This window comes from Achromobacter sp. NFACC18-2, assembly GCF_900108985.1.
Lineage (GTDB): Bacteria > Pseudomonadota > Gammaproteobacteria > Burkholderiales > Burkholderiaceae_B > Achromobacter.
The window spans coordinates 153,727-177,693 of record NZ_FNYM01000006.1; the positions used below are offsets into that span (position 1 = coordinate 153,727).

21 protein-coding genes are annotated in these 23,967 nt (G+C 67.7%); 16 read left to right on the top strand and 5 right to left on the bottom strand.

Annotation, left to right across the window (positions count from 1 at the left end):
- The first annotated feature begins 31 nt into the window (after window positions 1–31).
- From pap to BMW75_RS11265, 9 genes are all read left to right on the top strand, one after another.
- A complete protein-coding gene (gene pap / locus BMW75_RS11225) occupies window positions 32–1,498 on the top strand; it encodes a polyphosphate:AMP phosphotransferase (RefSeq protein WP_092579295.1) in 1,467 nt (488 codons plus the stop codon).
- A 23-nt stretch (window positions 1,499–1,521) separates the two neighbouring features.
- Complete coding sequence (locus BMW75_RS11230; RefSeq protein WP_076518484.1) at window positions 1,522–1,971, top strand: GNAT family N-acetyltransferase; 450 nt, start codon at window positions 1,522–1,524, stop codon at window positions 1,969–1,971.
- Complete coding sequence (locus tag BMW75_RS11235; protein ID WP_092579297.1) at window positions 1,968–2,432, top strand: HIT family protein; 465 nt, start codon at window positions 1,968–1,970, stop codon at window positions 2,430–2,432. Before BMW75_RS11230 ends, BMW75_RS11235 begins: the two co-directional genes overlap by 4 nt.
- 144 nt (window positions 2,433–2,576) lie before the next feature.
- Window positions 2,577–3,812 carry a Na+/H+ antiporter NhaA gene (gene nhaA, locus BMW75_RS11240; RefSeq protein WP_092579299.1) on the top strand — a complete coding sequence of 412 codons (1,236 nt, stop codon included), beginning with the start codon at window positions 2,577–2,579 and terminating at the stop codon, window positions 3,810–3,812.
- Window positions 3,813–3,869: 57 nt separating this feature from the next.
- Window positions 3,870–4,259, top strand: a complete 390-nt coding sequence (locus BMW75_RS11245; RefSeq protein ID WP_092579301.1) for a DUF488 domain-containing protein — start codon at window positions 3,870–3,872, stop codon at window positions 4,257–4,259.
- Window positions 4,260–4,405: 146 nt separating this feature from the next.
- Window positions 4,406–5,068 (top strand): thiaminase II, encoded by a 663-nt coding sequence (tenA, locus tag BMW75_RS11250; protein WP_092579303.1) that lies wholly within the window; start codon window positions 4,406–4,408, stop codon window positions 5,066–5,068.
- A gap of 107 nt (window positions 5,069–5,175) precedes the next feature.
- The gene (locus BMW75_RS11255; protein ID WP_092579557.1) at window positions 5,176–5,940 is read left to right on the top strand and encodes a uracil-DNA glycosylase; all 765 of its coding nucleotides are present in this window, start codon (window positions 5,176–5,178) and stop codon (window positions 5,938–5,940) included.
- Window positions 5,941–6,219: 279 nt separating this feature from the next.
- On the top strand, window positions 6,220–7,980 hold the full coding sequence (locus BMW75_RS11260) for a DEAD/DEAH box helicase (protein WP_092579305.1): 1,761 nt from the start codon (window positions 6,220–6,222) through the stop codon (window positions 7,978–7,980).
- Window positions 7,981–8,066: 86 nt separating this feature from the next.
- A complete protein-coding gene (locus BMW75_RS11265; RefSeq protein ID WP_092579307.1) occupies window positions 8,067–9,254 on the top strand; it encodes a class I SAM-dependent methyltransferase in 1,188 nt (395 codons plus the stop codon).
- A gap of 48 nt (window positions 9,255–9,302) precedes the next feature.
- On the opposite strand, the gene BMW75_RS11270 is transcribed toward BMW75_RS11265, so the two are convergent.
- A complete protein-coding gene (locus BMW75_RS11270; RefSeq protein WP_092579309.1) occupies window positions 9,303–10,412 on the bottom strand; it encodes a CCA tRNA nucleotidyltransferase in 1,110 nt (369 codons plus the stop codon).
- Window positions 10,409–12,451, bottom strand: coding sequence for a lytic transglycosylase domain-containing protein (locus tag BMW75_RS11275; RefSeq protein WP_175493153.1), 2,043 nt, complete (start codon window positions 12,449–12,451; stop codon window positions 10,409–10,411). Before BMW75_RS11275 ends, BMW75_RS11270 begins: the two co-directional genes overlap by 4 nt.
- Before the next feature lie 192 nt (window positions 12,452–12,643).
- Here BMW75_RS11275 and BMW75_RS11280 point away from each other — a divergent pair, with 192 nt between their 5' ends.
- The 5 genes from BMW75_RS11280 to BMW75_RS11300 all read left to right on the top strand — a co-directional run bounded on the left by BMW75_RS11280 (window position 12,644) and on the right by BMW75_RS11300 (window position 17,766).
- Window positions 12,644–13,315 carry a 5-formyltetrahydrofolate cyclo-ligase gene (locus BMW75_RS11280; protein WP_092579313.1) on the top strand — a complete coding sequence of 224 codons (672 nt, stop codon included), beginning with the start codon at window positions 12,644–12,646 and terminating at the stop codon, window positions 13,313–13,315.
- A 265-nt stretch (window positions 13,316–13,580) separates the two neighbouring features.
- Window positions 13,581–15,011: a circularly permuted type 2 ATP-grasp protein gene (locus BMW75_RS11285; protein WP_076518475.1), complete on the top strand. Its 1,431-nt coding sequence runs from the start codon at window positions 13,581–13,583 to the stop codon at window positions 15,009–15,011.
- Between the two features lie 2 nt (window positions 15,012–15,013).
- Window positions 15,014–15,988, top strand: coding sequence for an alpha-E domain-containing protein (locus tag BMW75_RS11290; RefSeq protein ID WP_092579315.1), 975 nt, complete (start codon window positions 15,014–15,016; stop codon window positions 15,986–15,988).
- A gap of 13 nt (window positions 15,989–16,001) precedes the next feature.
- On the top strand, window positions 16,002–16,805 hold the full coding sequence (locus tag BMW75_RS11295; RefSeq protein WP_092579317.1) for a transglutaminase family protein: 804 nt from the start codon (window positions 16,002–16,004) through the stop codon (window positions 16,803–16,805).
- 97 nt (window positions 16,806–16,902) lie between these two features.
- Window positions 16,903–17,766: a proteasome-type protease gene (locus BMW75_RS11300; RefSeq protein ID WP_076518472.1), complete on the top strand. Its 864-nt coding sequence runs from the start codon at window positions 16,903–16,905 to the stop codon at window positions 17,764–17,766.
- Between the two features lie 54 nt (window positions 17,767–17,820).
- On the opposite strand, the gene BMW75_RS11305 is transcribed toward BMW75_RS11300, so the two are convergent.
- Together BMW75_RS11305 and BMW75_RS11310 are read right to left on the bottom strand one after the other, a co-directional pair.
- Window positions 17,821–18,948, bottom strand: a complete 1,128-nt coding sequence (locus BMW75_RS11305) for a CaiB/BaiF CoA transferase family protein (RefSeq protein ID WP_092579319.1) — start codon at window positions 18,946–18,948, stop codon at window positions 17,821–17,823.
- Entirely contained in the window at window positions 18,945–20,105 is a 1,161-nt protein-coding gene (locus BMW75_RS11310; protein WP_092579321.1) for an acyl-CoA dehydrogenase family protein, read from the bottom strand. Before BMW75_RS11310 ends, BMW75_RS11305 begins: the two co-directional genes overlap by 4 nt.
- Window positions 20,106–20,194: 89 nt before the next feature.
- Here BMW75_RS11310 and BMW75_RS11315 point away from each other — a divergent pair, with 89 nt between their 5' ends.
- Window positions 20,195–21,106 carry a LysR family transcriptional regulator gene (locus BMW75_RS11315; RefSeq protein WP_092579324.1) on the top strand — a complete coding sequence of 304 codons (912 nt, stop codon included), beginning with the start codon at window positions 20,195–20,197 and terminating at the stop codon, window positions 21,104–21,106.
- A 24-nt stretch (window positions 21,107–21,130) separates the two neighbouring features.
- Here BMW75_RS11315 and BMW75_RS11320 read toward each other — a convergent pair whose 3' ends face one another.
- Entirely contained in the window at window positions 21,131–22,078 is a 948-nt protein-coding gene (locus BMW75_RS11320) for a Bug family tripartite tricarboxylate transporter substrate binding protein (RefSeq protein WP_175493148.1), read from the bottom strand.
- A 288-nt stretch (window positions 22,079–22,366) separates the two neighbouring features.
- Between BMW75_RS11320 and BMW75_RS11325 the strand changes: the two genes are divergently transcribed.
- Window positions 22,367–23,923, top strand: a complete 1,557-nt coding sequence (locus tag BMW75_RS11325) for an AMP-binding protein (RefSeq protein WP_092579328.1) — start codon at window positions 22,367–22,369, stop codon at window positions 23,921–23,923.
- Window positions 23,924–23,967: the final 44 nt, after the last annotated feature.

Genomic DNA, 23,967 nt, shown 5'->3' on the forward strand with positions numbered 1-23,967 from the left:
CCCGATCGCAGCAACCCGATCCGACGTATCCATGTTCGCCGAAGCCGAAGCCGACCCCACCCTGTCAAAAGATGAATTCAAAGCGCTCGAAGAGCGGCTGCGGATCGCGCTGGTCAACGCACAGTACGAACGGCTCAAGCAGGCCGACAAGACCCTGCTGGTCGTGGTGACGGGGATCGACGGCGCGGGCAAGGGCGCCACGGTCAATCTGCTCAATGAATGGATGGACCCGCGCCACATCCGCACGCTGGCCTACGGCCCGCGCGAAGGCGACGACCTGGAGCGCCCGCCGCTCTGGCGCTACTGGCGCGACCTGCCGCCCAAGGGCAGCACCGGCATCGTGTTCGGCTCCTGGTATGCGCCGCTGCTGATCGAAGCCGCGCGCAAAAGGCCCAATGCGGACGCCATCGAGGCGCACGCGGCCGCCATCATGCGCTTCGAGACCATGCTGGCCTCGGAGGGCGTGCAGATCGTCAAGCTGTGGTTCCATCTGTCCGCCAAGGCCCAGAAGGCGCGCACGCAGCGCCTCTTGGCCAGTCCGGAGACCGCCTGGCAGGTCAGTCCGGTGGATCTCAAGGTCAACAAGAAATTCGACCGCATCCGGGCCGGCGCTCACGTGGTGCTCAACCACACGGACTGCGGCCATGCGCCCTGGGTGGTGATCCCCAGCGCGGACGAAAACCTGCGCACCGTGCGCACGGCCGAGGCGGTGCTGCTTGCCATGCGCCGCCGAGGCGTGCCGCGCCTGCCGCCGGCCTTCGTGGCGCATTCCAGTTCCACCCGCATCGTCGACCGACTGGGCAAGCTGGACTACGACGCCAAGGAAGACAAGGACGACTACGAGTCCGAACTCGGCCTGCTGCAAGGCCGGCTGGCCTGCGCCGCCCGGTCCGACAAGTTCCGCAATCGATCGCTGATCCTGGTGTTCGAAGGCCAGGACGCCGCCGGCAAGGGCGGCGCGATCCGCCGCGTCACGCATGCGCTGGACGCCCGGCAGTTCGACATCACGCCGATCTCCGCGCCCACCACCGAGGAAATGGCTCGGCCCTATCTGTGGCGCTTCTGGCGCCGCCTTCCCAGCCATGGCCGCATCGCCATCTTCGACCGCTCCTGGTACGGCCGCGTGCTGGTCGAGCGCGTCGAGAAGCTGATCCCGCCCGCCAAATGGCGCCGGGCGTACGCCGAGATCAATGACTTCGAAGAGCAGCTTGCCGCCAGCGGCGCGCTGGTGCTGAAGTTCTGGTTGGCGATCACGCCCGAGGTGCAGCTCGAACGCTTCCGCGAGCGCGAGAAGTCGCCCTTCAAGAATTTCAAGATCACGCCTGACGACTGGCGCAACCGCGACAAGTGGCGCGAATATGCGTCCGCCGCCAACGAGATGATGATGCGCACCGATGTGGCGCACGCGCCCTGGCATCTGGTGTCGGCCAACGACAAGCGGTACGCTCGCCTGCAAGTGCTGCGGCATATCGTCGAAGCCATGGAAAACCAACTCTGAACATCGCCAGGAGGCCTCGCGCCATGAGTACCGCCGAAATCCGTCCCATCGTCGCCGCAGACTTCGACGCATGGCTGCCGTTATGGAAGGGCTACCAGGACTTCTACCGCGTCAGCATCGACGACGCCGTGACCCGCAACACCTGGGCGCGCTTCCTGGACCCCGCCGAGCCCGTCCACGCCGCGCTGGCCTATGAAAGCGGCCGCGCCATCGGCATGGTGCACTGGATCTACCATCGCTCGACCTGGACCGCCGGCGATTACTGCTACCTGCAAGACCTCTATGTGGACCAGGACGCGCGCGGCACCGGCGCCGGCCGCAAGCTGATCGAACACGTCTATGCCGAGGCCGCGGCCGCCAACTGCGCGCGCGTGTACTGGCTGACGCACGAGACCAACGCCACCGCCATGCAGCTGTACGACCACATCGCCGACCGGTCCGGCTTCATCCAGTACCGCAAGGTGTTGGCTTGAGCGCGCGCGATCCCAACTGCCCGTTGTGCCAGGAGGACGGCGGCACGGTGCTGTGGCGCGGGCCGCACCTGCGCATCATCGAAGTCGATGACCCCGACTACCCGGGCTTCACCCGGGTCATCTGGAACGGCCACCTGCCCGAAATGACCAGCCTGTCCACGCACGGGCGCGACCTGCTCATGCGGGCGGTGTACGTGGTCGAGGAAACCCAGCAATCGATCCTGACGCCCGACAAGATCAACCTGGCTTCGCTGGGCAACATGGTGCCGCACCTGCATTGGCACGTGATCCCGCGCTGGCGCGGCGACCGGCATTTTCCCGACCCGATCTGGGCGGCGCCGCGCATCGCGCCAGGCACGGAGCCGGCAGCCTGGAAGGCCCGGCAGGCGCACGTCGCGGGGCAGTTGCCGCGTTATCGCGACCGCCTGGTCGAAGCCATGAACGCCCTGCTCTGGCATTGAGCCGCCGGGCGCGGCAAGGACCGCCGCACCCCGAAATCGCGTCAATTGCCCCCTGATTGCGCGAAATTCCCCGCAATAAGCATGAACATGCCGACCGTTCAGGTACCATTCAGGTTTCTGACAGCAAACCCAAGCACCTAGTCCATGCAGCACACTCCCGCCACGCCCGGGGCGCCCCGTCCGCAGCCGCCCGCCTCTTTCCTCCTGGCCTTCCTGCGCTCCGAAGCGCTCGGCGGCTACGTACTGATGGCGGCCGCGCTGGCCGCCCTGGTGGTCGCCAACAGCGGCGTCGCGCCGGCGTACTTCGACCTGCTCGGCACCAAGGTCGGCTTTCAAGCCGGGCCGGTGGTGCTCAAGGAAACGGTGCTGCACTGGATCAATGACGGACTGATGGCCGTCTTTTTCCTGCTGGTGGGCCTGGAAATCAAGCGCGAGATGCTGGACGGGCAGTTGCGCGGCGCGGGCCGCATCGTCCTGCCCGGCGTGGCCGCCCTGGGCGGCATGGCGGTGCCGGCGCTGGTCTACCTGGCGGTCAACCTGGGCAGTCCCGGCACCCTGCGCGGATGGGCCATCCCCGCCGCGACGGACATCGCGTTCGCGCTGGGCATCCTGGCGCTGCTCGGCAGCCGCGTGCCGACGTCGCTCAAGATATTCCTGACCGCGCTGGCCATCCTGGACGACCTGGGCGCCATCGTCATCATTGCGCTTTTCTATACGTCACAGCTCAACCTGTTCGCGCTCGGCATGGCGGGCGCGCTGCTGGCCGGCCTGTTCGTCCTGAACCGCGCCGGCGTCCTGCGCCTGACGCCCTACCTGCTGCTGGGCGCGGTGCTCTGGTATTTCGTGCTGAAGTCCGGCGTGCACGCGACGCTGGCCGGCGTGGCGCTCGCGCTCGCCATTCCCCTGCGGCGGCAGCACCAGGGCGGAACCCGCGTCCCTTCGCCCCTGCACACACTGGAACATGCGCTGCACAAGCCCGTGGCCCTGTTGATCGTGCCGGTGTTCGGTTTTGCCAATGCGGGCGTGTCCTTTGCGGGCATGGGCCTGGAAAGCCTGGCCGAGCCCGTGCCGCTGGGCGTGGCGCTCGGCCTCTTCCTGGGCAAGCAGCTCGGCGTGTTCGGCTTTGCCTGGCTTGCCATCAAGGCCGGCATCGCCGCCCTGCCGCGGCACGCCACCTATACCCAGCTCTACGGCGTGGCCCTGCTGTGCGGCATCGGCTTCACCATGAGCCTGTTCATCGGCGCCCTGGCCTTCACCGACGCCGCCACGGTCGACGCCACCAAGATCGGCGTGCTGACCGGGTCGCTGGCGTCCGCCCTGGTGGGATTCGCGGTGTTGCGCATCGCCCGTGCGCGAGATCAAGAATCGGACGCGCGCTGACTGCCTGGCGCGAGGGCTTGCAGTAGACTGGCTGCAACCTCGGCCGCAGGAGTCCGCATGAAATCGTCCCGCATCATCGTGCAGCGCGTCTATGAAGGCACCGGTCCGCAAGGACACTACCTTGCCCTGGTCGACCGCATGTGGCCACGCGGACTGCGGCGGGCGGACCTGGGGCTGGACGAGTGGGCCCGCGACATCGCCCCCAGCGCCGAACTGTGCAAATGGTTCAGCCATGCCGAGGACCGCTGGGACGCGTTTCGCGCCAAGTACCTGGCCGAACTGGCCGTGCCCGAACAGCAAGCGCGCATGACGGCACTGCTGGACGCGGCGGGCGATCGTCCCCTGACCCTGTTGTATGGCGCGCGCAATACCGAGCACAACCAGGCCATCGTGCTGCGCGACGCCCTGCTCGACTACGCCCGCGGCCACCGCGCGCGCGCCGCCTGAACGCCCTGAGGGGGCCGCCCCCGCCGGCGCAGCTCGCTGGCGCGCTGTTTCCCCCCTGCTTCCTCCCTATTTCCCCCTTGTTACCCTTATGCCCCGCCCACGGCGCGCACGGTGCGCGCCCCACGGCCACGCCTACGAGGAATTCCATGTCTTTCAGCTCCGACGCCTGGACCCGCAACGCCGCGCTCTATGAGAAGACCCGCGACATGCCGTTCAATCGCGAACTGGCCAGCGGCCAGCTCGACGAGGACGCGTTCAAGCACTACATGATCCAGGACGCGCACTATCTGGTGGCGTTCGGACGCGCCCTGGCCATCGCCGCCGCCAAAGCCGACGATGCCGATGGCGTGGTGCAGTTCGCCGAGGCGGCCAAGGGCGCGGTCGTGGCCGAACGCAGCCTGCACGCCGGGTTCATGAAGCAGTTCGGCATTGACGCGCCCACCTTCGAGGCTACTCCGCTCACGCCCGCCAGCCACCACTACACCAGCTTCCTGATCGCCACCGCCTTCAGCGCGCCCTACCCGGTCGCCCTGGCCGCCCTGCTGCCCTGCTTCTGGATCTACGCCGAGATCGGCCGCGACATCCATGCGCGGGCGGTGCGGCCCAATCCATATGCGGCGTGGATCGACACCTATGCGGGCGACGAATTCCACGCGTTGGTGCGCGCCGTGATCGCCACCGTCGACCGCGTCGCGGAAACGGCCGCGCCGCAGACCGTGCAGGCGATGCACCAGGCCTACACGCACGCGGCCCAGCTCGAATGGATGTTCTGGGATTCGGCGCACCGCCAGGCCGGCTGGCCGGTCTGACGCAGGGCTGATGTGGGGCTGATGTGGGGCTGATGTGGGCTGACATCGGCCGATATGGCCAAGATATCCGGGCAATGCGCCCGGTCGCCTGTGCCAAAATCGCGTCCATGCCGATCGACAACCGCCTCACGCCCAACGCGCTCGCCACCCAGATAGCACAACTTCCCGCCGCCTGGCAGGCCGCGCTATCCGCCGACCCCGCCGTCGCCGCCGCGCTCGCCGCGGCCGCCGCGCACGTCGAAGCGCGCCTCGCGCAGGGCGCGGTGGTGTACCCCGCCACGCCCTTCCGGGCCCTGCACGGCCTGGCGCCTTCGGACGTCCGCGTCGTGATCCTGGGACAAGACCCCTACCATGGCCCCGGCCAGGCGCAGGGATTGGCCTTCTCCGTGCCGGACGACTGCAAGCGCCCGCCGAGCCTGCGCAACATCTTCAACGAGATCGCGCGCGACTACCCGCAAGCCGGCGTCCCGGCCGGAAACGATCTGAGCGCCTGGGCAGACCAGGGAGTGCTGTTGCTCAATACCGCGCTGACGGTCGAGGACGGCCTGCCCGCGTCGCACGCCAAGCGCGGCTGGGAAACGGTGACGGACGCCTTGATCAAACACGTCGCGCTCGATCCCTCGCCCAAGGTGTTCATGCTGTGGGGCGCGCACGCGCAGGCCAAGCGGCTGTTGCTTCCGCCCGACAGCGGCCACCTCGTGCTGATGGCCAATCACCCGTCCCCGCTGTCGGCCCGGCGGCCGCCCGTGCCCTTCCTGGGATGCGGCCATTTCCGGACCACCAATGAATGGCTGCGGGACCAAGGGAAAAACCCTATTGATTGGGCATTGGACAAAAAAATAATTCCCCTGCAAGGCGAATTCGGGTTATGATCGCCGCACTGCACAAAACGAGTTCGGCATTTACCGCCTTGATTTAGCGGAATTTTTTGCAGTCCGCCGGGAAGTCCAAGACCCCGGCCCCATGCCGAACTATCATCGATTCCTGACCCCTTTCCTTTCGCCCTGCGTTCCAATCTGTACAAGAGAACGCGCCACGCGCATGGTTGATCCGGTCGGCACGATGCTCCATCAACCGTCGCCTGGATCCGGCCGCCTAATCCCCTGGCCCGACCAAGCACTGCGTCGCATTGATTGCGGCAAGGGAAAGTAATGTCTTTTGATACCCTGGGCCTCGCGCCCGCTCTGTTGTCGGCCGTTCAAGAAGCTGGCTTCGCCACCCCCACCCCCGTTCAGGCTGCCGCCATTCCGCAAGCACTGGCCGGCCATGACCTGATGGTTTCCTCGCAGACGGGCAGCGGCAAGACCGCCGCCTTCATGCTGCCCGCCCTGCATCGCATTGCCCAGATGCCCGCCAACAAGGGCGTTGGCGTCCAGGTGCTGGTGCTGACCCCGACGCGCGAACTGGCCCTGCAGGTCACCGAAGCCACCGCCACCTACGGCCGCAAGCTGGCCGACCTGCGCACCGCCACCGTCGTGGGCGGCATGCCCTACGGCGCGCAACTGAAGGCGCTGTCGCGCCGCGTGGACGTGCTGGTCGCCACCCCCGGCCGCCTGATCGACCACCTGCAATCGGGCCGCGTCAAGCTCAACACCGTGCACACGCTGGTGCTGGACGAAGCCGACCGCATGCTGGACATGGGCTTCATCGAAGACATCGAAACCATCGTCGGCCGCCTGCCCGAAGACCGCCAGACGCTGCTGTTCTCGGCCACGCTGGACGGCACGATCGCCAAGCTGGCGGCGCGCATGATGCGCGATCCGCAGCGCATCGAGATGGCCGGCAGCAAGGAAAAGCACACCAACATCACGCAAAGCCTGCTGTACGCGGACGACGCCAGCCACAAGATGCAACTGCTGGATCACGTGCTGCGTGACGCCTCGCTGGACCAGGCCATCGTCTTCACGTCGACCAAGCGCGGCGCGGACGACCTGGCCGACCGCCTGGCCGACCAGGGCTTTGCCGCCGCCGCCCTGCACGGCGACATGAACCAGCGCCAACGCACCCGCACGCTGTCGCAACTGCAACGCGGCCAACTGCGCATCCTGGTGGCCACCGACGTGGCCGCCCGCGGCATCGACGTGCAAGGCATCAGCCACGCCGTGAACTTCGACCTGCCGATGCAGGCCGAAGACTACGTGCACCGCATCGGCCGCACCGGCCGCGCCGGCCGCAACGGCCTGGCCTTCACGCTGGCCACGCACTCCGAGCGCCACAAGGTCCGCCGCATCGAGCACTACATCGGCCAGTCGATCACCCCTGAAGTGATTGCCGGCCTGGAGCCCAAGCGCACCCCGCGTCCGTCGACCGGCGCCGCGCCGCGTGGCGGCAAGCCCTTCGGCAAGCGTCCCGGCGGCTTCGGCGGCTCGCGCCATGGCGGCGGCTACCAGGGCAACCGCGACGGCGCGCCCCGCGAAGGCCGTTCGTTCGGCGGTCCGCGTGGCGAGTTCAAGCCGCGCGAAGGTGGCTACCAAGGCGACCGCCCGTTCGGCGACCGTCCCCAGCGTTCCTTCGGTGACCGTCCCAGCTTCGGCGATCGTCCCCAGCGCGAAGGCGGCTACCAGGGCAATCGTCCCTACGGCGACCGCCCCCAGCGTGAAGGCGGCTTCCGCGGCGGCGATCGCGATTCGCGTCCCAGCTTTGGCGACCGTCCCAGCTTCGGCGACCGCCCCCAACGCGATGCGCGCCCGTTCAGCGAGCGCGGCCCGCGTGAAGGCGGCTTCCGTGGCGGCGACCGCGATTCGCGTCCCAGCTTCGGCGATCGCCCCAGCTTCGGCGACCGTCCGCAACGCGAAGGCGGTTTTCGCGGCGGTGACCGTCCCGAAGGCGGCTTCCGTGCCAAGCCCTCGTTCGACAAGCGTCCCGGCGGTCCCGCCAAGCGCTTCGTCAAGTCGAACGATCGCCGCGGCTAAGCAGCCCGACTGATCCCAAAAGCCCGCGGCAAATGCCGCGGGCTTTTTTTTGGGAAAATGCCGTATTACCCACGCCTGAATTCCCCATGCAACGCCCTGCCCCCGCCAATCTGCCCTCGCTCTCCCCCGCCGCGCAGCAACACAGCAATGCCGTCGCCGCGCACCTGCGCGCCGCGATCGCGGCCAATGGCGGCTGGCTGCCGTTCGACCACTGGATGGCCGAAGCCCTGTATGCGCCCGGACTGGGTTACTACGCGGCGGGCAACGTCAAGCTGGCCGACGCGGACGATGGCGGTAAAACGCCCGCCGGCGACTTCGTGACCGCGCCGCAGCTCACGCCCCTGTTTGCGCGCACGCTGGCGCGGCAGGCGGCCGAGGTGCTGCGCCAGACCGGCACGCACACCGTGCTGGAGTTCGGCGCCGGCACCGGCGCCCTCGCCGAGGGCGTATTGCGCGAGCTGGATGCGCAGGGCCTGGCGGACACGCGTTATCTGATCCTGGAAGTGTCGGCGGACCTGCGCGCCCGCCAGGCCGAACGGCTGGCGCCCTTTGGCGACCGGGTGCAATGGCTGGACGCCCTGCCCCGCGCGTTCTCGGGCTGCGTGCTGGCCAACGAAGTGCTGGACGCGATGCCGGTGTCGCTCTTTGCCTGGAGCGGCGCGGGCGACGTGCTGGAGCGCGGCGTGGCCCTGGATGCCGACGGCGCCTTCATCTGGGAAGACCGCCCGGCGCCCGCGGCGCTGGCGGCCGCCGTCGCGGCGCGCATGCCGGCGCTGCCCGGCTACGTGTCGGAAATCAATCTGCAGGGCGAAGCCTGGATCTCGGCCATGGGCAGTTGGCTGGAGCGCGGCGCGGCCCTGCTGGTGGACTATGGGTTCCCGCGCAGCGAGTACTACCATCCGCAACGCGCCGGCGGCACGCTGATGTGCCATCTGCGCCACCACGCGCACGGCGATCCCTTCACCGCGCCCGGCCTGCAGGACATCACCGCCCACGTGGATTTCACGGCGATGGCCGATGCCGCGCTCGCGGCCGGGCTGCAGGTGCTGGGCTACACGTCCCAGGCGCGCTTTCTCATGAATGCCGGCCTGATGGAGCTGCTGGCCGGCCTGGACCCGTCGGATGCGCAGGCCTACGCGCAAGCGGTCGCGCCCGTGCAGAAGCTGCTGTCAGAAGCCGAGATGGGCGAGTTGTTCAAGGTGCTGGCGGTCGGGCGCGGCATGACGGCGCCCCTGTCGGGCTTCTCGCGCGGCGACCGGCTGGGCAAGCTGTAAGCCGGGCGCCGGGCGGGCCGGCGACGCGCCCGCCAGGGAAAACCGGCCTCAGCCCGCCTGCAACCGCGCCAGCCGCGCCTGGCGCACGCTTTCCTTGATGCGTGCCGGCTCGCCGGCGCAGGACTTGGCGATGGCGCCGGCATCCACGCCGCGCACCGCCGCCACCCGCGACTCCCAGGCGGGCTTGTCCACCGGCCGCAAGATCGCGGCGGCATCCAGCAGATCGAAAAAGCGGCCGGGCTTGCGCAAGGCGTCGGCGCGCTCCATCAGCGCCAATTGCGTGTCGGCGCCATCCGGGCCCGCCGGCATGCCGTCCAAGGCATCCAGCGCGCCGAGCACTTCCGGCAGCAGGCGCGCATAGTCATTGCATTCGGTGGGCACGCGCATGCGCCGGCCAAGGGCCTCGCGCTCGGGCGTCAGCCTGCACATCAGGGCGTAGCGGCTTGCCAGCGGCAGGCCCAGTCCGGCGGCGCGATCCAGCTGCGGGCCGACCTCGTCGGCGCCGCGCAGTTCCGGCATCACGCGCGCCAGCGCGCCGGATGCCTGCAATACGTCCAGCATGCGCGACGGCGCATCGGCCATCAGGCCGCGCGACAGCTCCTTCCAGACCCGTTCGGCCACCAGCGCATCGGCCTCGCCGGCCTGCACCATGCGGCGGCACAGTTCCATCGTTTCGGGCGCCACGCTGAAGTCGGCAAAGCGCGCGGCGAAGCGGCCCAGGCGCAGGATGCGCACGGGGTCTTCCTCGAAGGCGTCGCCCACATGGCGAAAGATGCGGGCGCGCAGGTCGTCCGCGCCGCCCAGCGGATCCACGAGGTCGCCGTCCTCGGTCTGCGCGATGGCGTTGACCGTCAGGTCGCGCCGGCGCAGGTCGTCTTCGAGCGTGACGTCCGCGCCCGTGTAGAAGGTGAACCCCTTGTAGCCGCGCCCCGACTTGCGCTCGGTGCGCGCCAGGGCGTATTCCTCTTTCGTGCGGGGGTGCAGGAAGACGGGGAAATCGCCGCCGACCGGGATGAAGCCGCGGCGCGTCATGTCTTCGGGCGTGGCGCCCACCACGACCCAGTCGTGGTCGCCGGGGGACAGGCCGAGCAGCGCATCGCGCACCGCCCCGCCCACGACATAGGCGCGCAGGCCCTCGGTGGCCGGGTCCCTCGTCATCGCGCGGCGGCGGTTTCGGTGCCCACCGGCACGACGTTGCCCAGGCGTTCCTTCAGCGATTGGGGTTGTCCACTGAACATCGCCGCGTAATACGTGGCGTTGGACATTACGTTCTTCACGTAGATGCGCGTTTCGGTGAAGGGGATGGTCTCGGCGAAGATGGCGCCTTCGACAGGATGCGAGAAGGTCGAGCGCCAGTTGCGCGGCCGACCCGGGCCGGCGTTGTAACCCGCGCTGGCCAGCATCTGCGACCCGTTCAGGTCGCGCAACACGATGTTCAGGTAGTTGGTGCCCAGTTCGGTGTTGGTGTCGAAATCATTGACGCTCGCGGGCGTGAAATCGCTCATGCCGATCTTGCCGGCGACCCACTTGGCCGTGGCCGGCATGAGCTGCATCAGGCCGGAGGCGCCCACATGCGAGCGCGCATTCATGATGAAGCGCGATTCCTGGCGGATCAGCCCGTAGACCCACGCCGGATCGAGGGCGATGGCGTTGGCCTTGGCCGTCACCCGTCCCTCGAAGGGCGCGATGAAGCGCTGACTGAAGTCGAACTCCTTCTCGGTGCGGTCCGAGGTGTTGACCACGCGGTCATAGATGTTCTCGGCGCGGGCCAGTTCGGCCGCCGCCATGAGCTGGCGGTCGTTCATGCCGCGCAGCGAGTAGTTCCATTCCGGCACCGCCTCGGCGCGCCAGCCCAGGCGGAACAGCAGGACGGCCCGCTGCAGGCCCGGATTGGCGCGCGCCTCGGCGATCTCACGGTCGCTGATGGGCGCGGGGCGCGGGGGCACGTCGATGCGGCGGCCCAGCTCTTCGGCCGCGAGCTGGCCGTAGAAGTCGAAGCGGTCGGCGATGCTGGCGTAGGCGGCCTGCGCCTTGTCCTTGTGCCCCAGCGCGGCCTGGCCGCGCGCCTTCCAGTACACCCAGGCCGTCTCCGCCTGTTGCGAGGGCGGCATTTCGTCGATGGATTCGACGACCCACTTCCAGTCGATCTTGGGCTGGCGCAAGGCGGCGCGCACCTTCCAGGCCGCGTTGTATTCCGTCATGCGGATGTGGCCGGCCTCGCGATACCAGTCGTTCGCCCGGCTGTCCAGATCGAGCGCGGCAGCGAGCGCGTACTGGCCGCGCACCCATGCCAGGTTGGACTTGGACATGGACTTGGCCCACTCGCGGCGCAGGTAGGAATCGGCCACGCCGACGTCCGAACGCGCCAGGCGGGCCAGCGCGATGGTGACCAGTTCCTTTTCGTTGCGGCCCACCGGCATGCGGTCCTGGCGGGTCAGCCACTTCATGGGGTCCTTCATGAGGACATCGTAGGTCTTCACGTCGCGCGGCTCGAACATGTACTGCACGAACTTGCGCGCGTCCGTGGTCTTGTTGGCCTCGATGGCGTCACGCAGTTGCGGTTCGAGCTGCTCCCAGCCCAGGATGCCGTCCGCCACGAGCTGGTCGTACAGCGCCCAGCACGCGCTGCCCGGCGCGAACACGGCCATGGCCTGCTCGGCGGTGGCGCGTTGGCCGGTCATGTGCTTGCCGTCCAGGATGGCGCATTCGATCTGCGCATTGCTGTTCTTGACGGGCGCGAGCTTGCGCACGGTTTCGAAGTCGCCGCTGCGGGCGGCGGCCAGCAGCCAGTCGCCGCGCAGGCGGTCCGCCAGATAGGCGTCGCCGTTGCTGCTGATGAACGTCTGCAGGGCTGCGGCGGGACGGCCGGTGGCGGGCGGGCTCCAGAGCTGATAGCGCAGCAGCCAGTATTCGGGGTACATGCCCAGCGGATCGCCCTTGGCCTGCGGCACGAGCGCGCCCAGCACGGACCATTGCTTGCGATTCATGGCCTCGCGGGCGGCCACGACGGCGGCCAGCGCGGGCGTTTCCGCGGTGGGGGGCAGGCCCGCCAGCACCGCGGGGGGCACGGCGATCATCGGCTGGGCCGCCTGCGGGGCGGGCTGGGGCTGGGTATTGATGGCGGCGCTGCGTTGCTGCGCGTCCACCGGGGCACAGGCGGCGGTAAAGAGCGCCAGCAGGGGCAGCCAGCGGCGCAGGCTCGCACGGGCGTCGGCGGCGGCTTGCGGCGGAGAATTCTGATACCGTGAGGGCTGTCGGGTGTCCGTCGTGGGACGCTCCCGCATGCCAAGCCGCATGCTGACACGGGTGCCGATCCGCGCGCCGACGATACGCAAGTTCGTCTTCAGCATGTTTGCCTTCATCTTCAACCCCCCGGTTACAGCCACCGCATGACTACGCAAAATACTCCAGAGGATACCGCAGTCCACCGCACGCGATTGCGCAAATTGCGCGCCGAATTGCCGGAAGATCAGCGCAGCCGCGGCGGATTGCTCATGCGCGCACGGCTCTTCACCTGGCTGAACGTGGCCAGCGACCAGGCCGTGCAGGCGGGCAATCCGGCCCCCACCACCGTCGCCGCCTTCTGGCCCATGGCCGACGAACCCGACCTGCGCCCCCTGCTGACGCAGTGGGCCGAAGCCGGCATGACGGTCGCGCTGCCCGTGGTGCGCGAGCGCAACGCGCCCCTGGCATTCCTGCCGTGGACGCCCGAGGCCGAGCTGCGCGCCGGCCCATACGGGATCCAGGAACCCGTGGCAGGCCCGGAACTGCTGCCCGACGTGGTGCTGGTGCCCACCCTGGGCTATACGGAACAGGGCGACCGGCTGGGCTATGGCGGCGGCTACTACGACCGCACGCTCGCCGCCCTGCGCCAGCGCGGCCACCCCTTTATCGCCATCGGCATCGCCTGGAGCTGCGGCGAGCTCGATCCGGGATACGTCCCCGCCGCGCATGACGTCCGGCTGGACGCGGTGCTGACCCAGGACGGCTGGGTGCCGCAGGCGCCGCTGGAGCAAGGCGGCACGGGCGGCACCACCCTGCATTCCTACCGGCTGAACTGACGCACCAGTTTCGGCCGGCGCCGCGCACCAGGACGGTGCACGGCGTCACGGCGCATGCGAGGCCGCCCGTCGCGGCCCGTCCCCGGATTTGCACGATCGCCCGCCCTGGGGATGGCAATTCCTCCGCCTTCAGCGCATATTGGTCTTGAAATCCCCCGTCTGCCGCAAAAGCTGGCATGAGGGTTGCTTGTAACTCAGGACCAGCCGGCAACGGCCGGACGACGGCCGCGCGCAAGCGGCCGCAAGCATCTGCATCGGAGGAGCCATGAAGGACCGACCCGCCCGTCCCCCCGCGTATGACGAGATGCGCGATGGCGAGAATCGCATACGCTCCCATTACCAGGCCTTCGAGCGCTGGCACAACGAGCAATCGGACGAGGCCATGGCCGTGCGCCGGCTGGAAGCCGACCTGAGCTTTCGCCGCGTCGGCATCACGTTTTCGGTCGCGGGCGACGCCGCCGGCACCGAGCGCCTCATCCCGTTCGACCTCATCCCCCGCATCATCCCGGCCGAGGAATGGCGGCACCTGGAAGCCGGCCTGAAGCAGCGCGTGCGCGCCCTGAACCTGTTCATCCGCGACATCTACCACGGCCACGACATCGTGCGCGCCGGCATCGTGCCGGCCCAGCAGGTGTTCCTGAATGCCCAGTACCGCCCCGAGATGCAGGACGTCGACGTGGCCGAGGACATCTATTGCCACATTGCGGGCGTGGACATCGTGCGAGCCGGCGCGGGCGAGTTCTACGTGCTGGAGGACAACCTGCGCGTGCCGTCCGGGGTTTCCTACATGCTGGAAAACCGCAAGATGTCGATGCGGCTCATGCCTGACGCCTTTGGCCGCATCAAGGTCGAGCCGGTCGCGCACTACCCCGACCTGCTGCTGGACAACCTGCGCGAAGTCGCGCCGCATGGCGGCGACGACCCCACCGTGGTGGTGCTGACGCCCGGCATGTACAACTCGGCCTACTTCGAACACGCCTTCCTGGCGCAGCAGATGGGCGTGGAACTGGTGGAAGGCCAGGACCTGTTCGTCGAGCAGAACACCGTCTACATGCGCACCACCCGCGGCCCCCGCAAGGTGGATGTGATCTACCGGCGGCTGGACGACGATTTCCTCGATCCGCTGGCGTTTCGCGCCGATTCCGCGCTGGGCGTGCCGGGACTGCTGTCGGTCTACCGCGCCGGCCGCGTCACGCTGGCCAATGCGATCGGCACCGGCATCGCCGACGACAAGTCCACCTATCTGTACGTGCCCGACATGATCCGCTTCTACCTGGGCGAAGAGCCCATCCTGTCGAACGTGCCGACCTGGCGCTGCGGCCGGCCGGACGAGCTGTCCCACGTGCTGGCCAACATGCATGACCTGGTGGTCAAGGAAGTGCACGGCGCCGGCGGCTACGGCATGCTGGTCGGGCCGTCGGCCTCGCGCGCCGAGGTCGATGCGTTCAGGGACCGCGTGCGGGCCAATCCCGCCAACTACATCGCGCAGCCCACGCTGGCGTTGTCGACCACGCCCACCTACGTGGAATCGGGGGTCGCACCGCGCCACGTGGACCTGCGTCCCTACGTGCTGTGCGGCAAGGAGATCCGCACCGTGCCGGGCGGCCTGTGCCGCGTCGCGCTGACCGAGGGCTCGCTGGTGGTCAACAGCAGCCAGGGCGGCGGCACCAAGGACACCTGGGTGCTGGAGGACTGACCATGCTGAGCCGAACCGCCGACAACCTGTTCTGGATGTGCCGCTATACCGAACGCGCCGAGAACACCGCCCGCATGCTGGACGTGAACCTGCAGATGTCGCTGCTGCCGCAGGACACGCGCACCCGCGAAGGCTCCTGGCTGGGCGTGCTGCGCATTTCCGAGCTGCAGGGCCTGTACCAGAGCAGATACGCGTCGATCTCGCCGCGCGACGTGCTGGAATACATGGTGCGCGATCCCGAGAATCCCTCGTCGATCTATTCCTGCATGCGCGCCGCCCGTGAAAATGCGCGCGCCGTGCGCGGCAGCCTCACGACAGAGGTCTGGGAAACCTACAACACCACCTGGCTGGAGCTGCTGAAGCATCTGCACACCGGCCTGCTGGAGCGCAATCCGGGCGAATTCTTCGAATGGGTGAAGTTCCGCTCGCACCTGGCGCGCGGCGTCACGATCGGGACCATGCTGGAAGACGAGGCGCTGTACTTCATGCGCATCGGCATGCACCTGGAACGCGCCGACAACACGGCGCGGATGCTGGACGTCAAGTTCCATGAGCGCGGCGGCGCCAGCACGCAGGACGGCCGCGCCGACCCGGTCAACGCCGTGGGCGTGCAGAGCGAATTCTACCGCTGGTCGGCCCTGCTCAGTTCCGTGTCGGGCCTGGAGATCTACCGCAAGGTCTACCGCGACGTCATCACGCCCGACCGCGTGGCCGACCTGCTGATCCTGCACGGGGACATGCCGCGGTCGCTGTTGGCCTCGATGCAAGCCGTGGCCGACGACCTGGCGCGCGTCGCGAACCAACGCTCGACCGAGACCGAGCGGCGCGCCGGCATGCTGTGCGCCGAGCTGCAGTACGGCCGCGTCGAAGACATTCTGGCCAGCGGGCTGCATCAATACCTGGACCGCTTCCTGGACCGCATCAACGACCTGGGCAACCGGATCAGCCAGGATTTCCTGGTGCCCCTGTCGGCATAACAAGGAGGCAGCAATGAAGCAGATCATCACGCACGTCACGCATTACCGCTACACCGCGCCGGTGAACTACAGCATCCAGACCCTGCGCCTGACGCCGCGCGACGACGAACACCAGCGCGTGCTGCGCTGGAACATCGAGGCGCCGGGCCACCTGGACAAGCAGGTCGACGCCTACGGCAACATCACGCACACGCTGACCCTGAACCAGCCGCATACCGATATCGCGCTGCGCGTTTCCGGCCAGGTGCTGGTGGCGCCCCTGACGCGCGGCGTCCTGGGCAGCGAAGACAGCCGCCTGCCGGTGCACGCCTATTGCGTGCCGACACCGCTGACGCAGGCGGACGAGACCATCCATCAATTCGCGCGCGCGGTGCTGCCGAACGGGCTGACCACGTCGGACGACATCCTGACCCTGGCCGCCGCGATCCACGAGCGCGTCGCCTACGAGCCCGGCACCACGGACGTGACCACCGCCGCCAACCAGGTGCTCGCCCTGGGACACGGCGTGTGCCAGGACCACGCCCACCTGTTCCTGGCGTGCGTGCGGGGCCTGAACGTGCCCGCCCGCTACGTCAGCGGCTATCTGTACACCACCGCGGAACACGCGGCCAGCCACGCCTGGGCCGACGTGTGGCTATCCGACGTGGGGTGGACCAGCGTGGACATCACCAACAGCCAGTTCGCCTCCGAGTGCCATTGCCGGCTGGCGGTGGGACGGGATTACGACTCGGCCTCGCCGGTGCGCGGCGTGCGCACCGGCGGCGGCGAGGAGTCCATGGAAATCACCGTCCAGGTCCAGGCCGGCGCGCAGCAGTAACGGCCGGGCGCCGACGTCCGGACGGTAAATCCGGGCCTTGACATCCGGCCCGCCGCGCCGCAATACAATGCGTGGTGGTTTTCCCCTATTTTCGATCATGACCTACTGCGTAGCGGCCCGCCTCGAATCCGGCCTGGTTTTTCTTTCCGACTCCCGCACCAACGCCGGCGTCGACCAGATCAGCGTCTTTCGCAAGATGACCGTCTTTGAACGGCCGGGCGAGCGCGTCATGGTCCTTATGACCTCCGGCAACCTGGCGGTCAGCCAGGCCGTGCTGAACGTGCTGACCCGCCAGCGCGAGGAAGGCGCCGACACCCTCTGGAACGTGCCCGACATGTTCGCGGCCGCGCGCCTGGTCGGCGCCGCGGTCCGCGAGGTCTACCGCAGCGAGGCCGACGCGCTGCACGAGCAGGGCGTGGACTTCAACGTCAGCATGATCTTCGGCGGGCAGATCGGCGCCGAGCAATGCCGCCTGTTCCAGGTGTATTCGGCGGGCAACTTCATCGAAGCCGGCCAGGAATGCCCGTATTTCCAGATCGGCGAGGCCAAGTACGGCAAACCCATCCTGGACCGCGTGCTGCGGCCCGACACCTCGCTGGACGAGGCCGCCAAGTGCGCGCTGATCTCCATGGACTCCACGCTGCGCTCGAACATCTCGGTCGGCCTGCCGCTGGATCTGCTGGTGTACGACGCCAATTCGCTGCGCGTGACGCACTTTGCCAGCATCGACGAGCACAACGAGTACTTCCGCATGATCCGCGGCACCTGGGGCGAACGCCTGCGCCAGGTCTTCGCGGAAATTCCGGACCCGCTGTGGACCAACCCGCACGACCCCGCGTCGCTGGTGCCGCCGTCGCGGGTGCATCAGCCGCTGCGCATGGAGCCCGTCGATGCGCCCAACGCCGCGTACAACACGCCGCAGGTGCTGGCCGAGGAGCCGGGCAAGGACCAGCCCAACTGAGGCGCTTGTCGCGCGATCTGTCGCGCATGAAGCCTCCGGGTCATGGCGTCCCGCCTATGTCGGCCCGCGTCCGCTTGCCCAGGCCAGGATCTCATCCCGGTTCCCGTCCAGTTCGGGCACCGCCGCCGGCGGTACCGGCAGCGGCTTGGAGAACTTGACCGGAAACGCCACGCGAAGCCCGTCCGGCGTTTCGGCAACCACGCCCCGATTCCGGACGTGCGGATCGTCGAAGACCTCGTCATGCCGAAGCACCGGCGCCCACGGAATGTCGCGGCCGCGGAACACGCCTTCCCAATAATCCAGGCTGCGGCTGGCAAACAATGCCCGCAGCCGGTCGTTCAGCGCCCGCTTGTCGCCCAGCCGTCCCGCCCGCGTTCGGTAGGTCTCGGCGGTCAATTCGGGACAGTCCGCCGCGAGCGCCTCGCAGAGGTTTTGCCAGAAGGCCTCTTCCAGGATGCCCAGGGCAAGATGCCGTCCATCGGCCGTCTCGAACACGTCGTTGTCGGGCATGACATGCGGCAGGTTCTCGATGGCCGCGCCGGCGGGCCCGTTCATCGCCTGCAGGGCCGGCGCCATCCAGGCGGTCAGCGCATCATGGATGGACACGTCCAGATGCTGGCCCACGCCCGAGACGCGCGCGTCGTCGACAGCGGCCAGGATCGCCAGGGCGGCATGCATGGCCGCGCAATAGTCCGACAGGCGCAAACGCGGACGTCCCATCACGTCGCGCACCTGCGATGGGACGGCCCAATAGCCGGACAGGGCCAGGTAGTTCACATCGTGGCCGGGTCGCTGCGCGTAGGGGCCTGTCTGGCCAAAGCCCGAAATCGAACACATCACGATGCGTGGATTGGCTTGCGCCAGGCGGGTGTAGTCCAACCCCATCCTGGCCATGACGCCGGGCCGGAAGCCTTCGACCAGCACGTCGCTACGTGACGCCAACTGCAAGAGCGTGCGCCGGTCTTCCTCGCGCGTGAAGTCCAGGCAGATGGATTGCTTGCCGCGGTTGTACTTGGCAAACGTCTCCGCGCCCAGCTGGCGCGCCGTGTCGCCCTGCGGCTTTTCCACCTTGATCACGGTGGCGCCAAGCTGGCCGAGCAGCATCGCCGTGTATGGGCCCGGGTGCAACTGGCCCAGGTCCAGCACAGTCAATCCGCTGAGATAGCCGCCGCCGCGTGTCATGCCAGGATTCCCTTGGCGATCGTATTGCGCTGGATTTCGCTGGTGCCGGTGACAATGCGGTAAAGGCGCAGGCGGCGGAATATGAACTCCACGGGATGGTTCTTCGTCACACCCACGTTTCCGTGGATCTGCATGGCCTTGTCGGCGATGTCGAAGCAACGCTCGGACACGAACAGCTTGCACATGGCGGCCTCGTCCCGCACGTCTTCGCCCGCGTCGGCCTTTGCCGCCGTCGCCAGCACCATGTGTTCGCAGGCGTACAGCGCAGTCGCCATGTCGGCCAGCATGTGCTGAATGGCCTGGAAGCGGCTGATCGGGCCGCCGAATTGCTGACGGTGCTTGGCGTAGTCCACCGCCAGCCTGAAGGCCTGACGCGCCAGGCCGATCATCGTCGGACAATGCAGCAGCCGGTTTACGCTGATGCGGTTCATGGCGATCTTGAAGCCCTGCCCGGGCGCTCCGATCAGGTTCTTCTTCGGCACGCGGACCTGGTCGAACACGATGTCCGCGTCCACGTATTGGCCCGTCATCGGCACGCAGTCGTGCACAAGCCGCACGCCGGGGCTGTCCAGGTCGATGAATATCGCCGAGATGCCGTCGGTCCCTGCCTGCGGGTCGGTGACGCACATCGTGATGGCGAAGTCCGCGAACATCGACGCCGTGATGTAGTGCTTGGTGCCCGTGACGATGTAGTCGTCGCCGTCCTCGACCGCAGTGGTCTGCAGCCGGGTCGCATCGGAGCCCGACTGCGGTTCCGTCATGGCAAAGCAGGCCCCGCGCTCGGCGTGGATCACGGGCATGATGTAGCGTTCCAGCTGATACGGGGTCGCATGGCGCACCAGATTGCCGATGCGCGACGGGCCGCCCCAGTCGCCCAGCACATGCGGAAACAGGATGGCGCCGGAAGCGGCGACGTCGTCCTTCAGCACGCACAGATCCCGATAGGACAAGCCCTGCCCGCCCAGCGCCACCGGAAGCTGCGGGCCATACAGTCCGAGGGTCCGGCACCGTTTCCATACGGATTGCACCAGGCTGCGCTCGAACGTGTCTTCGTATCCCAGGTTGAGCGACCGCTCCAGCGGCAGCAGTTCGTCCTGCAGATACTGCCGCAGCCGCTCGCGCAGCTCGGCCAGGGTAAGCGGTATGTCGTTGGGCATGATGTCTCCTGTCTTGGTAGTGCCCAGCTTGACAGCGCCAACCATCCTCGTGATTATCTTTTCTTCGATCTTGATAACCGTGCGGAATCATGAGACTGGAAGATCTGGACTATTTCCTGGCCGTTGCCCGCCTGGGGCACGTGGGCCGCGCCGCGGACAGCATCGGCATCAGCCAGCCCGCGCTGACCAAGGGAATCCGCCGCCTGGAAGACGAACTGAAGCTGCAGTTGTTCCTGCGCACGCCCAAAGGCATGGAGCTGACCATCCCCGGACGCGCGTTCTATCAACGGTCGGTGCAGGCCCGGCGCGAGCTTGACGACGCGATGCAGGAAGCCGGTGATCTGCATCGGGGCAGCATCGGGCAACTGCGCGCGGGGGTCACCCCGCTGCTGGCCGAGCCGTTCTTCAATCCCGCCTGCATCGAATTGCTGTCGCAGCGGCCGGCGGCCAAGGTGCAGGTCATGGTCAGCCTGAACGACGCCTTGATCCCCGCCCTGCGCCAGGGAGACCTGGACTTTGCGATCAGCTCGCTGTTTGAATCCGCCACCGCGGCCGAATTCGATTGCGAGCCGCTGTTTGCCGACCGCCTGTATGCCGCGGCGCGGCCGGGCCATCCCTTGCTGAGCGGCCGCAAGGTCCGCTTTGCCGACCTTGCTCCCTACAAGTGGATGCTGCCCGGCCCGCAGGCCGCCTCCCGGCGCTGGCTGGAAACCCGATTCGAGCAGCACGGCTCGCCCCCGCCCGAAGTGACCATTGAATCCAATGCGTCCGTGTCGAACCTGCTGAGCATCCTGCATGGCACCGACCTGCTGACGCTGGTCAGTGAAATGACCCTGTCGGCGCACGCCGGCCATGACCTTGCCATCGTGCCGCTGGAGGACCTGACCTGGCATCGCCAGATCGGCGTGCTGACGCGGCGCAACAGCTACCAGTCGCCGCTGACCGAACGGCTGCTGGAGATCCTGCGCCAGCACGCGCAGCGACGCGCGCAGGTGAAATAACGCCGGCGTCCCGGGCGGTGTCCGCTATTCGGCCGTCAGGCCTAGGCGCTGGATGAGCGGTCCATAGCGCGCCGACTCCTGGTCGATGAGCTTGCCCATGTCGGCCGGCGACCCGGCGATGGATTTGAACGACTGCGACTCCAGGGCTTGCAGGACCTGCGGGTCGGCCATGACCCGGCGGATCGCCGCGTTCAGCCGGTCCACCACGGCGGGCGGCGTGCCCTTCGGCACGGCAATGCCCGCCCAGCTTCCGCTGTCAAAGCCCGCGTAGCCCAGTTCGGCAATCGACGGCACGTCAGGCAGGGACGCCGCACGCTGCTCGCTGGTGACGGCCAGCGCGCGGATTTTCCCCGACGAAATAAAGGGCATGGCGGGCGCGACGGCCACGATGCCCATGTCGATCTGTCCGCCTGCCAAGTCGTTCAACGCGTTGCTGCCGCCGCGGTATGGCACGTGGATGGCATCCAGGCCGAAGTGCTGCTTGATGGTTTCGAACGTCAGGTGCATGGACGAGCCCACGCCCGGGCTGCCATAGCTGAGCTTGCCCGGATGGGCCTTGGCGTACGCCTGCAGTTCGGCGAACGTCTTGATCGGCAACGCGCTGTTGACCAGGACCACGTGGGGCGCAATGCTCAGGCCCGACACCGGCGCCAGGTCGGCGATCGGATCGAACGTCAGCTTGGGCGACAAATGCTTCGCGATGGCAAAGTTGCCGCCATATTCAAGCAGGGTGTAGCCATCAGCCGCCGCGCTGGCGACCTTGCCGCCGCCCAGATTTCCTCCTCCGCCCCCCACGTTCTCGACAATGATGGTCTGCCCCAACTCCTTGCCCAGCGGCACCGACACCAGCCGGGCGATGTAGTCGAACTGCCCGCCCGCCGTGAACGGAACAATCAGGCGTATGGGCTTTTCGGGATACTTGGCCGCCGCGTCCGCGGCCTGCGCCGGCGCGATGGCGGCCAGGCCTGCCAAGGCAAGGGTCGCCTCTGCCAGGCGACGAACCCCCCTCACTCCGAACCGAATATGTCGTTTGTCCACTGCTGTCTCCTGTTTCTTGTCGGGGTCGGACCGTCGCCTCCCCTTTGGCATAGAGGTAACCCAGCGCCAGACGCCGCGTCATGCCACACCCGGTGATCTCCATAACGTACAGGAATCGCGCCGACGCGATAACGCAGCGGCATGAGGTTTTGCGTCCCGGTTATGCGGCCGTGCTCCGCGCCGCGCAGCATAGCGGCAAGCCAAATTCGAAACGGAGCCGTCATGAACCAAGGCCGATACACCACCCGCAATGCGCGCTACTGGCGCGACCGTCCCGCCATCATTTTTGGCGACCGCACCATAACCTTCGGTCAGTTGGAGACCCGTTCCAATCGACTGGCCAATGCCCTGCTCGGGCTGGGCCTGACCAAAGGCGACCGCGTCGCCATCCAGGCCTGGAATTGCCCCGAAATCATCGAACTGGAATGCGCCCTGTACAAGGCGGGACTGGTCAAAGTGGCCTTGAACGCCCGCTTGTCCCCGCAGGAGATGGTGGACTCGGTCAACAACGCGCAGGCCTCTGTGTTTATCGTGGATCCGGCGCATCTGGAGGACGCCGAGTCGCGTCGCAACGCCTTCGAAACCGTTCGCCACCACGTGGTGACCGGAAGCCGGGACACAGGCGAATGGCGGTCCTACGAACGCCTGCTGGAGGCTGCCGCCGACCGCAACCCGGATGTGCCCATGCAGCCGCAAGACCTGGCCGTGCTCCATTTCACGTCGGGTTCAACCGGCAAGCTGAAGGCCGCCATGCAGACGGTCGGCAACCGCTTGGCATCGCTGCGCAAGGTCGTCATGGGCCGCATGCGCGCGAATCCTGGCGAAGTCCTGGCGCTGGCCGGGCCGATCACGCACGCCAGCGGCATGTTCATGCAACCGTTCCTGTTTCAGGGCGGCACGATCCTGCTGCACGACCGCTTCGAGCCCGAGGCCTTTCTTGCGTCAGCCGCCCGCCACCGCGCGGCCTTCAGCTTCATGGTGCCCACGATGGTCAACATGCTGATCGCGCATCCGAACCTGCATCGCCATGATCTGTCTGCGCTGCGGCAGATCTCCTATGGCGGCGCGCCCATGGCTCCCGCCCGCATCCGCGAGGCCTGGGAAGCGTTGGGACCCAAGCTCAGCCAGGGCTACGGCGCCGGCGAGACAACGGGCGGCCTGGTTCTGCTAAGCGCGTTGGATCACGCCGACGCGATGGCGGGCCATCCGGAGCGCCTCTTGTCCTGCGGCCGGCCCTTCGGCGAAAGTGAAGTCCGGCTGGTCGATGAAAATGGCCAGGAAGTGGCGCCCGGCGAAATCGGCGAAATTACCGTCAGCGGTCCGGACGTCTTTGCCGGCTACTGGCAAGAGCCGGAACTGTCGGCGCAGGCGCTGCGCGACGGCTGGCTGCATACGGGCGACCTGGCGCGCACCGACGACGAAGGCTTCATGTACATCGTCGACCGGAAGAAGGACATGATCATCTCGGGCGGCTTCAACATCTACCCGACCGAGGTCGAGCAGGCGCTCTACCAGCACCCCGCCGTTTACGAAGCCTGCGTGTTCGGTGTGCCCGACAAACTGTGGGGCGAATCCGTCAAGGCGATGATCGTCCTCAAGCCGGGTGAAACGGCCACCCCGGCCGACCTGATCGAGCATTGCCGCAAGCAACTGGCCGACTTCAAAAAACCGCGGAGCGTCGAACTGCTGGCCGAACTGCCAAAAAACGCCAACGGCAAGGTCGCCAGAAAGCAGATGCGGGATGCATTCTGGGCTGATGAGGAACGCAAGGTTGGGTGATCGCGAGCCCGGCAACCGACCCGAACGGGCGCGCGTCAGGTGCG